General features: G+C 53.9%; 8 protein-coding genes. 2 read left to right on the top strand and 6 right to left on the bottom strand.

Features of this window, described 5'->3' with window-relative positions; genetic code table 11:
* Window positions 1–559: 559 nt before the first annotated feature.
* Window positions 560–895, top strand: coding sequence for a hypothetical protein (locus tag ABEB26_RS26095; RefSeq protein ID WP_345725029.1), 336 nt, complete (start codon window positions 560–562; stop codon window positions 893–895).
* A gap of 1 nt (window position 896) precedes the next feature.
* A complete protein-coding gene (locus tag ABEB26_RS26090; RefSeq protein ID WP_345725028.1) occupies window positions 897–1,301 on the top strand; it encodes a type II toxin-antitoxin system VapC family toxin in 405 nt (134 codons plus the stop codon).
* A gap of 208 nt (window positions 1,302–1,509) precedes the next feature.
* Here ABEB26_RS26090 and ABEB26_RS26085 read toward each other — a convergent pair whose 3' ends face one another.
* The 6 genes from ABEB26_RS26085 to ABEB26_RS26060 all read right to left on the bottom strand — a co-directional run.
* Window positions 1,510–2,145: a hypothetical protein gene (locus ABEB26_RS26085; protein WP_345725027.1), complete on the bottom strand. Its 636-nt coding sequence runs from the start codon at window positions 2,143–2,145 to the stop codon at window positions 1,510–1,512.
* 72 nt (window positions 2,146–2,217) lie between these two features.
* Window positions 2,218–8,037, bottom strand: coding sequence for an ELWxxDGT repeat protein (locus ABEB26_RS26080; RefSeq protein WP_345725026.1), 5,820 nt, complete (start codon window positions 8,035–8,037; stop codon window positions 2,218–2,220).
* 463 nt (window positions 8,038–8,500) lie between these two features.
* Window positions 8,501–9,553 carry an SAM-dependent methyltransferase gene (locus ABEB26_RS26075; RefSeq protein WP_345725025.1) on the bottom strand — a complete coding sequence of 351 codons (1,053 nt, stop codon included), beginning with the start codon at window positions 9,551–9,553 and terminating at the stop codon, window positions 8,501–8,503.
* A 532-nt stretch (window positions 9,554–10,085) separates the two neighbouring features.
* A complete protein-coding gene (locus ABEB26_RS26070) occupies window positions 10,086–10,985 on the bottom strand; it encodes a hypothetical protein (RefSeq protein WP_345725024.1) in 900 nt (299 codons plus the stop codon).
* Between the two features lie 695 nt (window positions 10,986–11,680).
* Window positions 11,681–13,801 (bottom strand): FG-GAP repeat protein, encoded by a 2,121-nt coding sequence (locus ABEB26_RS26065; RefSeq protein WP_345725023.1) that lies wholly within the window; start codon window positions 13,799–13,801, stop codon window positions 11,681–11,683.
* Between the two features lie 430 nt (window positions 13,802–14,231).
* Window positions 14,232–14,783 (bottom strand): transposase (locus ABEB26_RS26060; RefSeq protein ID WP_345725022.1); only part of this gene is annotated, 552 nt, incomplete at its 5' end.

The following is a 14,783-nucleotide window of genomic DNA, read 5'->3' as shown; positions in this document are numbered from 1 at the left end:
CGCGATATCACTGCAAAATGGGTCACGCTGCCAAACTGGGCACGGATTCGCAACCAATTGGCCATTCGCTTTGACGGACGCTTTCCGGGGTAATGGGGCGAAATACACAATCTACTTGACAGTCCCGGGGGCAGCGGTCGCAAGGACTGATGGCTCCCGCTACGGGTGGTTCAGTTCCCAACGCTCAACCATTCGGCTGGTCTACACCTCCGTGTGCCGTTATGCACCATGGCGGTTCACATGACCCCGACTTCTTTGCGCTCTCCTATGTCAGTGCTGCGTCGTTACAACCACGGCATTGCTCCATGCGAGCGGTGGGGTTTTGCGGGCACGTGACAGGCTTTGGCGGGCGACCAACTGATCAGGATGAGGAGGAATTTCTGTTAACCGCAAGGGCCGACTTTGTATTTTGTATCAGAACCGATGAACGGAATGGATACCGCTCAGCGAGCACTATCACCACGCGGAAAAGCCGATGCTTCTTGCTGCCCATGCCAAGCAATGCTACACTAGTCATGCATGACTGCATCGTGTTCATCCAGTACCAAGGAGGCATGCAATGCCAACCATTACGGTTCCCGAAGCGCTGGCGTTGCGCTTACAACAACATGCCTTGGCCCAGCACCAATCCGTGGAAATGCTGGCCGTCACGTTATTGACCACAGCCTTAGATACCGTGGTCGATCCGCACGTCTTGGCCGTCGTCCAGCGCATCCAGCAAACACCAGCCAATCCTGCCCATATTCGTCCGGCCCACGGCGCACTCGCCGCCGCACTCGCGGATGATTACCCTGATCCTGCGGTCGGGCAAGCGTGGGATGCGACATGGCAGGCGATTGAAACCCAGATCCAGACCTTGAATGCGGATGATGCGGCCCGCGAGGAACCACGCTAACATGTCCATCTATTTGCTCGATACCAATCATGCCTCACCCTTAATCACGCCGGGGCATCCGCTGCGGCAGCGGGTCACCAGCGCCATTGCCGAGGGGGCAACGTTTGCGATTTGTGTCCCGATGGTCACGGAACTCATTTTTGGCATTGGCCTCTTGCCCCGGGCGGTGGCCAATCGGGCGGCGTGGGCGCAGCTGCAAGCCCTCTTTCCCTGCTACCTGCCCGACGAAACCGATGCCGTGCATGCCGCCGATCTCCAGATTGCCTTACGGCGGCACGGTCGGCAACTAGCGACCGTGGATGCGCTGATTGCCGCACTGGCGCTCCGCTATGGATTAATCCTCTTGACGACCGATCGTGATTTTGTGGCCGTGCCGTCACTCCAACAAGAAAACTGGCTGCGCTAGCAGCGTGTTTTTTGGGGCGTAGAGTACTGATTTGTGTAGCAAATCGGCCCTTGAGATGGACAACATTTACCCCTCATTTTCATCATGAACGTACTAATGATAGCAGCCGCTATTACGACTTTGATTGTTCAATGAGCTAAGATAGTTGCGTGGAATACAAACCCACCAATGTGAATTCGTATTCTAGAGATAAATAGTACATCTTCTATTATGGCAGGGTTATTTTGCGAATTGGACCCGGCCCGGATTGGCGCGGCCCTACGGTCTCCCAATCGAGAAAATAATAACTCCGACTATCCGCACTCCAGGCATTGTAACACCCCTCGGTATACGATTCGTTCGGCAGATCAATCACGACTGCACCTGGCCCACCGGTCACTGGATCACGTTCCCAAATCTTTGCGCCATTCGCAACGTACCGCCCGTCGGGCGATGGATTCCATTGCGGGAGATCAAACTGATAGGGCGTTGGTGGCAGTGGATGGGGCAGCGTGGTGGTGTCAGTAAGAATTCCATGCGGAATATTGTACAACCAGCGTTGTTCGGCCAACACCACATCATCGGGATACCACGTGAGTGATAGACCATCAGGATACGCCTCAGGAGCTAGCGGAATCGTGATAGCACGCGTTGTCGTGAGATCGAAAATCTGGATCTGTGGGTGATCTTGATTGGGCAATAGATCGGGGTCATAGGTCTGGGCAATCACATAGCGCTGGGATGGCGAGAGCACACAGACGCTCGCAACCACGTCAGGCAGGACAATCGGCGCAACCCGATCGCGTTCCGAGGCACAGCCACCCAGCAACAACAGGAATCCCACCCCAAACGCGTACCAGCGCATACAAATCCTTTCTGGTCGGTGAAGGTCTGTTGTATCGCAGTATAACCCGATACAACAGACCTTCAATAGGTCTTATGGTTTCATCGTATGTGAGAGAAACCATGGTTCAAGGCCAAAGACCCCATTATCCATGATCATGAAGATTCCGTCGGGATGCGCGGTCAGCATCCGTGGACTGGCATTACCGGCTCCATCCCACAGATCCGCAAGAAGGCTGAGTTGGGGTGCTGCGGGATTATACATCCAGAGTTCTCGTCCTGCCGAACGCGTTAAGGCACTGAAGAATAGGCTATCTCCGTGCGTGAACATGCTGGTCGGACTACTGCTCATTGCCCCCGGCGCAATATCCGCAATACGGCTTGTTCCGGTCATTGTTCCATTACTCTGCCACAATTCTGCCCCGGTTGCACCATCGCTCGCACTAAAGAAAATGGTTGACTCGAACCGAGTGAGTTGTTGCGGGAAACTGCTGAGCGATCCCGGCGCGATATCCGCGACCAGTATTGTCCCAGTCGTCGTTCCGTCGCTTCGCCACAACTCTGTCCCTGTCTGTCCATCCGTAGCCCGGAAGAATAGCATCGATCCGACCACCGTCAACGCATCGGGATTGCTACTTGCTGTTCCCGGCGCAATATCCGCAACCAGCATGGTTCCTTGCTCCGTTCCATCGCTTCGCCACAATTCGGTTCCCGTTCCACTGGTGTTCATAACAAAATAGAGGATGCCATCCATTGCTATCAACTGCGTTGGGTTTGGATTAGTCACCGTTTGGCTCAGGTTGCGCACCAACACCGTTCCTTGCTCCGTCCCATCCGTCCGCCATAAGCTGACGGATGCATTGACTCCGGTTTCATGGGTCGTAAAGAAGAGGTCGTCATTGACGGTAACGAGATTCCGCGGATTGCTACTTCCCGCCCCCAGCGTTATGTCCTTGACTTGTACGGTTCCGGTAATTGTGCCATCGGTGCTCCATAACTCGATGCCTGAAAGCCCATCAAATGCCGAGAAAAAGAGAGTACCGTTCCTATCGGTCAGCAAGCTCGGGGTACTTCCATTTGTTCCAAGCCAGAGATCGGCCACCATGACCGTGCCAATTTCAGTTCCATCACTCACCCATAATTCAGGACCATGGATACCATCATTGGCCATAAAGAAGAGTAATTGGCCGCTTGAGGTTAGCTTCGTAAGGCCTGACCCATTCATGCCAGGATAGATATCTTTCAGGATACGTGTCCCAGCAGGGGTTCCATCGCTGACCCACAGCTCACTGCCATGCACCGGATCGGTGCCGATGAAGAAGATCGTATCACTGATAGAGGCCGTCGCCGTTGGCAAGTTAATCCCAGAGGCACTCCCAGGATTCAGATCTCCTAATGCGATGGGAATCGTTGTCAAATCAGGATAGGCTCCGGTGTCTAACCACTGGATTGTCCGGCTCAGGATCGCGGTTTGCTCCACTGCTGATGCCAGACTTGCCAAATCAAATCCAAAATAGACCAATCGTCCGCCAGCGGGCGTGCTATACGCAATGCCTGCCGAATGACCTTTCCCATCGCCATCACGATAGAAGGCAATCGATTGGCTGTCCGTGGGAATGACTGCGGAGGGGGTTGGCAATGCGCTTCCATTCAATGAGAACCGTAGACCAGATAAGAAGGCATCACCATCAATAAGCCGACTCGTTGTGGTCGTTAACGCACTCTGAATATGGAGCGTTGGGGTTAAGGCTAGAGTTCCAAGTAATTCTTGTTCAAGGTCATTGCCTGTAAGTAAGACTTTGCCACCGAATGTCTGATAGGAATCAAGCACATGAGCCGCACCAGGATCAAGACTTCCGGTTGTTCCGGTTGCCCAGATGACACGCTCATAGGCAAAGAGATCATCCAGTGATGGAATGCCTTGCTGTTCAACCGACCAATCGGTAACATGCTGGGATGGAAAAAAGGTACGATACGGATCTAATGTAGCGGGATCAGCATGATCATCAACAAGAAGGGTGCCTGGCGCACGGGTGGTTAGATCAAGGGTATAGGTGATCATTTCACCGGGAGCCAACTGACCCGTCCAGAGTGCATCGCGTAATTCGATGGTTGATGAATAGGTATAGCTCGTAATTTGGTAGGGTTCTGGATCGATACCGGTCACCGTCACCGTATACGGATCCGTAGTCGGCGCAAGCCACAAGAAGTCAGGACCTGTTTCCGGATCATGGCCTGTATAAAAACTTTTAGGAATGTCTGTGTAGGTGATCCCTTGACTATCGGTTCCGGTGCGTCGTCCCTGCGCGTCAGTCACTAAGATAGTTACTGGACACTCAACGATGAGGAGGTTTACTATGCTATCCAGTTGGTTATAGATATCAATAACACTGTCGCCTTTGTAGGTAACCATGGGCGGTAATGCAACAATATCTGCCTTCGTTGCCGTTGGCTTGATGAGATGTCCAACCACGATCTCTAATCCCTCTTCTAAGTTGAAGTAGGAAGTATGTTGAACGGAGTCTGATTCATACCACCGTGTCGCCGTTGATGCAGGTAAAGGACGAACATTATTGGCTATTTCACCCCAAAACACAAACGATTTCACCTTAGACGAACCACTAATAGTGGCTAAATCTGCTGATGCGGCAGGAACCGTATCATCACCACCCTTTGTGCGTGTATAGGTATTAATACGCTGCTCCCATGACCCATTCGCCAACCAACCGCGGGGAACCCGCGTTCCTTGTTCCCACAGCGGCGCAAGCGCGGGTTGGGTGTTGGTTGCATATCCAACAACCGTATTTTTTTCATACGAAAACATGCTGTATACATTCCCATGCGCTGAAACCTCATTAATAAAAGTATTCACCTGGCTATGGAGATCATCAACCACCGGATTCGCGGGTCCAGCAGCACTGCTCCCGTTCCCCAGCGTGAGATATTTCCCTGCCGCAGCGGCTGGCAGCAGCTCACGCATAAGCGGAATGCCAGGCTGTAATCGTGGTATACCATTCAATGGCACTTCATCACCCGGAATACCGTAACTAACCATTGTCATACATGGTTCACCATGAAGATAGCTATATAACTGTTTAGAATCTACAGTAAAATTGTAGCCGCCGTTGACAAAATTAAGTGTTGTACACCCAGCCTTCACAGCGAGTGCGTGAAACATTCGATTTGCCATACGATCATAACTATCATCCAACATTTGAGGATCAAGGCCTTCTAAGGATGCATAGGTTATGGGCGCGCCAAGATGCGGGGTTGCGACAAAAAAGACCGAATGCATCTTGCTGGTTCCGCCCAGTTTACTCCCATAATAGCGCGTAATTAAGCCCCCAGTACTATGGGTAATAAAATCAAAACTATCCCCACGAATATAACTACGGCGCTGTTTCCCATTCCACCAGCCATCAATCCGCTGTTTTAGATCGCCACCCAAATTCGCGAGATCGTTGGGATCAGCCACCCCGCGCCCATACCACGGATAGGCAAACTTAATCAATGATTGGTCAGTTTCATACCCCATAAATTCTAATTGGGCTATGAGTCGATTAAACGTTCCAAACACCGGATCTAAAACATAGTCATCCGCACCAAAAAACGTTGGAAGTGATGCAATAAAGCCGGGTACGATCACAACGGGCCGAATCGCAGCAACTGGAACATGAATCGGTGCTGCTTGAACCGTAAAAGAAGGCTGATTGAGCGCTTGGGGCCGAATCCATATTTCTGGGACGAGGTTTCGTTCAAAGTACGGTTTTACCCAGATCCCAAGCGGAATGACAACCGTCTCATGGGCCGCAACCGTTAAGTCAAGTGATAAAAAGCTTTCCGTCGGTAGCGGTTGAGTGGGATTTGCTGATGCCTTCGTCTGCCAGACATTAATATGTTGACTCGCACTCTCTGGACTCTTAATCTCCAATGTTTGGGCGGTTGCAGTGTCATTATTAATGGTCAGTGTATACTCAAGATAGGGTTGGTCATACCATCCACTATCGGTATTGACGGTTAGCTGTTCTTGTCCTTGCGAGTTGATAGGAAGCGTCGTCGTACGCTCGAATGTTGCACTAAGATTACTACCACGCACAATCCCAATTCGACTATAGGCATTTTGATCGGTTTCGGCGGCACCTGTGGTGTAGTCACCAACAAAAACCAATTGATTATCGGTTAAGCCAATATCGCTCACACTACTGCTATAGTCTGATTCCCGATGATGCGGAATTAGCACACTATACATCAGCGTAGATTGTAATGGTTGGAGATCTAATTTGAGCACATAGCCATTCCCTCTGTTACTATCCAGGACTATTGTACTCCCCGCCAGCGGAAACGCTGTTGATTGGGTTGATCCACTCATAGAGATCATCCCAAGACTATCGAGCGCAAGTGCCGTAATACTTGTATCGATCGGCAAGCTATACGATCCTACAAAGTCTCCAGAATGCAAGTGTTTTGCAATAAAGCTCCCGATCGGAGTCCAGCCGGCAATTACTATATAGAGATCATTGACCGCCACATAGCCGTCACCGTCCGTTGCAAAGCTGCGTTGAGGGCTATTGAGTGGTTTTTGTACAAGATTTGCGCCAGAGCCACTCGCAACTGTATAGTAAAGTGTACCATCAGCATCAACCGTCATTCCAGGCCCAAAGCCATTAAACGCGGTTGAACTTGTTTGAGTACAGCCATTAAATGTTGTGAGAGACGTTCCATTACTCCCACTAGCCCAGACCACATACATCCGGCTATTTGCAGGATTATATAGAATACGGTGGACGGAAGCTCCATTTCCGGCGGCTAACTCAATTGGATTACACTCCTTCCCGCCCATCGCATTTAATCGGAGATAGACAGCAATATCGGGACTTCCATATCCTCGCCCGCTAACCACCCCAACGCCACCTTGCGCATCGACGGCAATATCATTGCCACACGTAAATTGCGATCCTAGGGTTTCATATACAAACGTTTTGGCATCAGCAGCATATTTTCGGACACTCGTAAAATCGTTGAAGCACCCTGCTACGTAGATATTTCCTTGGTCATCGTTATCCATCGCGAGTGCTCTAAAACCATTGATGACAGTACTCGTCATGGTCGGATCAATAATGAGGGGATAAGCCGCGTTATACATCCCAACCGTAAACCCGACCATGCCATTCGGGTCTAATTGATAGACCACATGAACCGGAATACGGTTGCCCGCAATTTCTTGCCATGCAATCGGTGCCGATTCGGTCATGATCGGTGTCATGGTCAGATCATTGAGGATAAGTGCACCATCGGCTGCCAGTGTTGGTACGGCGTTGGTATACGACCACTGAATACGCGTAGGATTTGTTGTCGGTGTCACGATATAGGTACTTTTTAAATTTGTGCCATCAAACGTATATGCCAGATCAATCCCTGGGTACAACTCCTGATAGGTTATTTGCTGATAGCGCAATAAGCCCGATCGCCAGCGCAATGGGTCACTTGCACGATAGTCGTTAAAAATCCCAGGGACTTGTTGCGTTGCTGTCACAACGGGTGTCGCCGTCCCCAAGAAGTTCATCGTGAGGTGATAGGATTCCCGATGTGATTCGTACTGTGTTGTCGCAGGGGTCGGAGATACCCGTTGCATCGTATAAGCAACCGTATTAGCCATAAACTGAACACTGTTGTGGTCTAAAAGTGCTTCATAGGCAACAGACGCATCATGTTGTCCCTGATTGGGAATGAACGCCCTATCAACAGACGGTGGGAGACCAGTATCGATAACGGGAATTGATGCTACCGGTGTCTCTGATTGGCCATTGATCGCCCCAGCTTCGGCCATTCTTGCCGTAGACGGTAGGACAAGGCTGATCACGAACCAGAAAAAAATAATCAGGCGAATCCGTCGGTGCACGGTTCTTTGCTGCATACAGGTGATCCTCAAGTATAACAAAACATGGCGATGAGGATCTTGTAGAGAAGGACATTTCAAAGAATGTCCTCATTATAGGGTATAGTTGTAATGAGGGATTGGGACACGCAGTCTTCTCCACCCACTCTCACCTATTTCCTTGCTATCTCATACAAGAATGCCCTAGTATAGATCGTAAACACCCGCTCTGTCAATCACGACAATACACAAACACCGCCTTTGTTGAGCGTCACGAGCGGTTGCTATCAAAAAGCAAGCAAACAGTAATTGACTGTTTAAACCTGTTAGGATAACGAATGCGAGGTGATAATGTTAATATCGATCAATGGAGTGCCTGAGGAAAGCCGGGAAAGCCTCGCATTGCGAGGCTGGATTTGCGTATCTGCGCTGTGGAATTAAGAGTCATACTAGCCTATCCGCAATAAAGCGCAACGAATATGCTGGGATGGCTATCATGATCCTATGCGTCTATGGTGCTTGCTTCATCGATGATTGACCAGATAAACCGGGGCTGATCATCAAGGATATACTGCATCGTCAGGGTTCCACCGTGGGGCATCCGTTCGAGAGCGTCAATCGGCGTAAGATAGGTTAATCCTGATTGATAGTCATCTAACCAGATATCGCCATAGGTTTGGATTTGGGTCTGTAAGGCGAGTGTTCGGATATCCGCGATGATCGGCGGAATGCTGAGCGTGGTTGGAGGAAACACGAGTGGCTCAGGATAGGCCACCGTATAGTTGGCCATGGTGGTCTGATCAACCGTAAAGATTGGCCCCAAGATGATCCGTTCACGCGTCGGAATCTCCGTATCTGTATTAAAGGAAAACTCTTTGGCAAGATTGGCAACGATGGCCGTGACGATAATCCGTTCAGGAACGAGCAGTCCTCCAGGGAGCAGACTGCGCACGAGATGCGCCGTAATGGCGACATGCGGCTCATTGGCAAGGCCCTTCTGCATCGTTTCGGTAACGATAATATGATACGGTTTGATCGGCGTAAATTGGGTTGCATCGGCCTGAATATACGCCTCAATCGATGCTTCAACATGAAAATGCGTCGCAAGCTGCTGGACTGCATCCAAGGCGGATTGGTGATAATCAAGAATAGAGAACTGGACCGATGCGGGATCAAAAAGCGTCATTAGTGGAAATGCGAGTGGCGCAAATGGCCCCGATCCCGCATACAGGATGCGGAGACACTCATCAGGAAAGCGGTGGCGGGCTTCGTCAATCGCTGCCGCAACCCCTTGTAAAAAATGGGTTGTCCGTAAAAAATCATGGAGGCAGCGCCCCGCATTTCGGGGGGAAATCATCCGCCCATAGGCCGAAGGAGTATCGCGATGGATTGCGGTTTCAATCGACACTTCACCATGGCCAACGATCGCCACGCAGGTCGCATAATACGCTTCAACCGCTTGTTGCCATTGAAGATATGAACCCTCACGATCAAGCATGTGCGTTGCCAGTTCAGCAAGCGCACGAAATGCGGGATAGGATGCCACAGAGGTCATAGAGTCCTCGCTCATATACAGATGCTAGATACCCTAGTATAACGCACATAAAATAGTACGTACTGGAGTCACAATAGCCACAAATGGTACGAACACGGATAGGTCGTTATTTGTCAGACTAGGGTTTAAGGCCTCGCTGAAAGAGTGTCAAGAAAGGATAAAAATAACCCTACTCTGACAATAATTGAAAGGAAACCTGACATCAGGATAGGGTATACTCCAACCTGACACCGTCCACGAATAATCGCCGTTTGTCACGAGTCACCAGGCGCTCATCATACGACTTTGCTACAACCGTTGATGATAAAACCGATTATTATGTCAATACAATTATGTCCACGCGATAATGCATCTGACACACGGGCCAAGTCGGCCCTTGCGGTTAACACAAATTAATGCCCCTTTCCCTCTTTTTCATGATTTCCACACCCGGGATGGACAGCATAGCGTGTCCATCCCGCACCCCATGGATTCCGCGTGATAGGTTGCTCCCACCCAATGCGGCACGCTCTTCAGCCGCCGCGCTACACCGTTATTTCCGCGCCCATGGCAAAAACACGGTGTAGCGCGGCGGAAGCGGGGTCATGGTGTCCGTTGGTGTATTGGTCGGCGTATTGGTCGGCGTATTGGTTGGTGTTTCGGTCGGCGTATTGGTTGGTGTATTGGTCGGCGTATTCGTCGGTGTATTGGTCGGCGTATTGGTTGGTGTTTCGGTCGGCGTATTGGTCGGCGTGTTGGTTGGCGTACTGGTCTCTGTTGGCGTGTTGGTCGGCGTATTCGTCGGTGTCGCGGTCTCCGTGGGTGTATTGGTCGGCGTGTTGGTCAGCGTGTTGGTTGGTGTCGCGGTCTCCGTGGGCGTTGGGCTGGCATAGCCGACATCGTAGAAGTTCGACGGAAGGTGGAGGGCAGGAAACACCAAGGTTTCATAGATACATTGGCCCAAGGGGTTAATTTGCGTACACGGCTCCAAACCGGGACTGGGCAGCAAGTGGAAAGTCATGGGTGGATCGCCAGGATTGGCGGTTCCGTATACCCGATACCACACCCGCGTTCCGCTGGGGTGGGGCGGAATCATACATTGTTCGATCAAGTGTGATCGTTCCGGTTGACCCCGAAAGCTGCCGTCGAAGACAAAGGCGAATTCCAGGTCACAGGATGGGTACGAATCAAAATTATTCGGGATACCCGTTCCATAGAGAATTCTCAGGTCAGTCATGGACTGTGCGGGTCTGATCACGGAGATCGTCACCCCCGTCGTTTGGTCAATCACCCCATGCGCCGGATGCGCAAAGGGATAGATTTGCCCCGGGACGAGTTCCACGCGCGGATCAACCCCAAGGGCACTGTGGTAGGCGGTCTCCCACTCCGGTGAGGCGGCTTGTTCACCGAAATCGGCTGATCCGGCTCCGTCCATACCCGTTGGCGTGGGCATGACCGATCCGAGGGGCCGTGCCGTCTCGGCATTCACCTCTCCATGCAGCGGACGCAGCGGCGGATCGGTTGCCGCCCCTGCTGGATAGACCGCTGGCAGGGTGAGCAGCCACGCCACGAGACCAACCATCCCCACCCCCACCCAGACCTCGGCTCGCACCCGCCCGCGTGTCCCTCCTGACGACCTGTCATCGTATTCCATCCGCAGCCTCCATGTCACAGACACTCATCCGCACCCATGCACGCCATCTCCTGATGAAAGCGATTCCATTGTGGGACAAGCATGCGCCAAGAACGAGACACCCGCCGCCAGATTCTGTCAGTTTCCCGGATCGCCAGCCGTGGGCATGCGCAGCGCCAATGCCAAAACAAGATCCCGCATTGATTCCTCGCCGAATCAATCACGCACGCGCAGAGAACGGATCGCCTGCGCACCAAGACCGCCAATCGTCGATGCACCGTCGCTTGGTTGCATGTCCGCACGCTCGGCGCGGGCTTTTTCGTCGCCTTGCTCGTGCCTCTGGCGGTCTTAGTGCGCTGCTTGGCCGCTGCCTTGGCCCGTTACTGCATAGAACCATCGGGGGGGAGGCCTTCCAGCGGTGTACTCCCAGAGCGATGACACCGCTGTGTGCCCCTCGACCACCACGGGGGTGCATCCGTGATCGGTGGCGGCTCCGGTCGCGGCGGGGCTGCACCTTAGGGTGTCCACACCAGATACAACGGGGTGCTACTGTACACACTCCCGGAAATATCCGTGAAGACAACCGTGACCGTTTGCCCCGTCCACGGCAGCAGCACGCTCGCGGGAACCTCCACCAACGCCGCTTGGAGTTCGCCCGTCATCCCATAGTGATGCCGCAGGATCTCGGTCGGCCCCACCCGCAGCATGACCGCATCATCAACCAAGCCTGGTACGAGCGTCGTTGGACGTGCCGATAGCCAATAGTGACCACCGCTCGGCAAGCCTGACGGCAGCGTGATCGTCGTTGTTAAGAAGATCATCCCGGGCGTACTCACGGGCGTTGTCGGTACGCCGTCCGTGGTGAGGGCCGCAATCAGCTGCGGCTGGCTGGTTGCCACCAACGGCAGATACTGCATGCGCGACTCCAGTCCATGACTGGTAAACCCATACACCGCCCCCGCCCCTTGAGCGCGTTCATCGACCGTCGGCAGCGCCCCGTGCTGAATGCCTGCGGTGCTACTGTCCTCGTGGTAGGCTCCCACCACCAGCGTCTCCCCGGACACCGCCACGCTGTAGCCAAAGAAATCGGACGCAGAGACCTGCGACGCTTTCAGGTAGGCCTGCTGACTCCACGTCGTCCCACTCCGCCCAAACACATACGCCGCCCCCGCCCCTGAGGCGCTTTCATCCACCGTCGGCGTGGCACTGTTCTGCACGCCCATCGTGCTGCTGTCCTCGGCGTATGCGCCGACCACCACGGTCTCCCCGGACACCGCCACACTGTAGCCAAACAAGTCCCCCATCGACACCTGCGACGCTTTCAGGTAGGCCTGCTGACTCCACGTCGTCCCACTCCGCCCAAACACATACGCCGCCCCCGCCCCTGAGGCGCTTTCATCCACCGTCGGCGTGGCACTGTTCTGCACGCCCATCGTGCTGCTGTCCTCGGCGTATGCGCCGACCACCACAGTCTCCTCGGACACCGCCACGCTATAGCCAAAGAAATCGGACGCGGAGACCTGCGACGCTTTCAGGTAGGCCTGCTGGCTCCACGTCGTTCCACTCCGCCCAAACACATACGCCGCCCCCGCATCGGCAACGGTTTCATCGACGGTTGGTGTGGCACTGTTCTGCACGCCCGCGAGGCTACTGTCCTCAGCGTATGCGCCGACCACCACGGTCTCCTCAGACACCGCCACGCTCGCGCCAAAGAGGTCGGTTCCCGACACCTGCGATGCTTTCAGGTAGGCCTGCTCCCCTAGCCGCCGATCCGCAACAATTCCATGTAACAAAGTTCCCGACACCTGCGATGCTTTCAGGTAGGCCTGCTGGCTCCACGTCGTCCCGTTCCGCACAAACACATACGCCGCCCCCGCATCGAGGAGCGCTTCATCCACCGTCGGCGTGGCACTGTTTTGCACGCCCATCGTGCTGCTGTCCTCATTGGGGCTTCCTACCACCACCAGATTCCCCGACACCGCCACACTGAATCCAAAAAGGTCGGTTCCCGACACCTGTGATGCTTTCAGGTAGGCCTGCTGGCTCCACGTCGTCCCGTTCCGTACAAACACATACGCCCCCCCCGCCCCTAGAGTGCTTTCATCCACCGTCGGCGTGGCACTGTTTTGCACGCCCATGGTGCTGCTGTCCTCGTAGGGCGCACTCACCACAATGGTGTCCCCCGCCACCGCCACACTGAATCCAAAGAGGTCGCCGGCAGACACTTGCGACGCTTTCAGATAGGCCTGCTGGCTCCACGTCGTCCCGTTCCGCACAAACACATACGCCGCCCCCGCTTGGTTCGCCGCCGTATCCACCGTCGGCGTGGCACTGTTTTGCACGCCCGCGAGGCTGCTCTTGTCCATGTACGCACCCACCACCACGGTATCACCCGACACGGCGACGCTGTAGCCCAGATGATCGTTCGCCGAGGCCTGCGACGCTTTCAAATAGACCTGCTGGTGCAGTGGCAACAGCGCCTGGATGGCCGCCCAGTCCGCTGCGGCCAGCGGGGCCGTCGCCAACGATGGCCTCGCTGGCTGACTCATGACCCCACCAGCCATCGTCACCACGGCGAGCAGCATGATCGAAACAATGCGTCGTAACCGACGCGATGCGCACACTGATAGACCCATACCACCTCCAAGCAAGCCGCAAAACGCTGATCCACAATCCAGTGCGCCGCCGTGGTGGGGAGCATTGACCTCCTGCCGAAACAGCGCGTCGGCAGGGGCATTCGTCAGGAAGCTCTCCCGCATCACCCGACAACGGAATACGTGGAGAGGATAGCCGTGGGGCGTAAACAAAGCGTAGTCAACAGCGGGCCACGCTGTCAGGATGGGCGGTGCTCTGGAACCCAAGAGCAGGGGTCGGCGTGGTTGTAGCCATCAATGCACGGTCGCCTGGCTGAACCGCCGCTGGCCACCATACGCTCGTCAGGCGCTTTTTCTTCGGCTTAATTATTCCACTATCTTGCAAGACTTAAGATCTCTTTTCAGGCAATCGACCCGCACCCTCGCTCGATAGTATTCAGCACGCCCGGACGCTGTTGGGTAAGTCACTCTATCATGCCAACATCGTCCGTCGCGATAGGCGATGCGGTGCATAGCGTGCAAACGCGCCGGGTGGTCGTCGCTGCTCATCAAGCGGTTTATCCCACAACCAATCAATCACGCGAACAAGGTTGGTCGCCGTTGCAATCAGCAGTTGTTGCAAATGCGTTCGTTGCATGCCACGATAGCGACTGATGCGGCCATCAAAGCGCTGGACGTGCTGCGCTATGGTGCTCTCCACCCCTGATCGTAAGGCATACGTTAGCTTGAACGCGCTGGTCGCTTCTCGTTGTCGTGCGGCCTGCATCACTGTATACAATGCCTGCGGGTATATCGTCAATTGCCGTGGCCCCGTTTTGGCCGACGTACAGGCTGCCCTAACTGGACAGGCACGGCACGTTATCCCACGAAAGCGGATACGGATCGCGGGTTTTCCCGCCAACGTGGGCGATTGCCATCCCGTACTCACATGCCCTTGCGGACAGACCGCGACTTGGTGCTCCCAATCAAGCTCAAAATCATCGACGGCATAGCCTGCACCCTCGGTCTGTTGGCGGCGTGTTGT

Source organism: Herpetosiphon gulosus (assembly GCF_039545135.1).
Classification (GTDB): Bacteria; Chloroflexota; Chloroflexia; order Chloroflexales; family Herpetosiphonaceae; genus Herpetosiphon; species Herpetosiphon gulosus.
Note: the sequence above shows the minus strand (reverse complement) of the source record. Positions and strands in the feature narration are given on the sequence as shown.